Genomic DNA, 547 nt, shown 5'->3' on the forward strand with positions numbered 1-547 from the left:
GATTCCCTATATATGGTTCTATGAAAGCGCGATCATTTGTAAATTTGATCAGATATGGAAACGACCTGCGCGCTGACGCTTTCCGCCGTCAAGCAGTTTTTTGCTCGACCCCAAAAATGCTCAGGTCCATGCCCAGAAACGATAACACCCGCTCCAATTGAGGCTCGATGTGGGTATTTACAGCCCGGTGCCGCTGACCGTGGAAGATGAACTCCATCGTGCAGATGCCCTCAAACATCTCCAGCACCGACAAGCCCGTGGGCCGGAAGCTCTTTCGCTTTCCAGGCAAAATGAGCGGTTCAGTCTCTTGGGCCATGCGTTCCCGAATTCGGTACTCGAATACGCTGTACAACACCAACGCCAGCAGCATCAAGCACCCAAATGCCCGTACGCGCGTGTCGTTGTGCAGGTAGATGGGACCGACCAAGTAGGGACTCTTCAGGAACCGAAACCGGCCTTCGACCTCGTGCTGCTCCAGATACATCCGCAGGATATCCGCGTTGCTGTAGCGCTGCTCATCCCGCAGGTTCGTGATCAACACAAACGT

At 53.9% G+C, this 547-nt stretch carries 1 pseudogene; it reads right to left on the reverse strand.

What is annotated here, in order from left to right:
* Positions 1-88: 88 nt before the first annotated feature.
* A pseudogene (locus IEX97_RS13430) lies at positions 89-547 on the reverse strand (IS1634 family transposase); the annotation flags it as partial.

This window comes from Paenalicyclobacillus cellulosilyticus (genome assembly GCF_014647315.1).
Lineage (GTDB): Bacteria > Bacillota > Bacilli > Alicyclobacillales > Alicyclobacillaceae > Alicyclobacillus_J > Alicyclobacillus_J cellulosilyticus.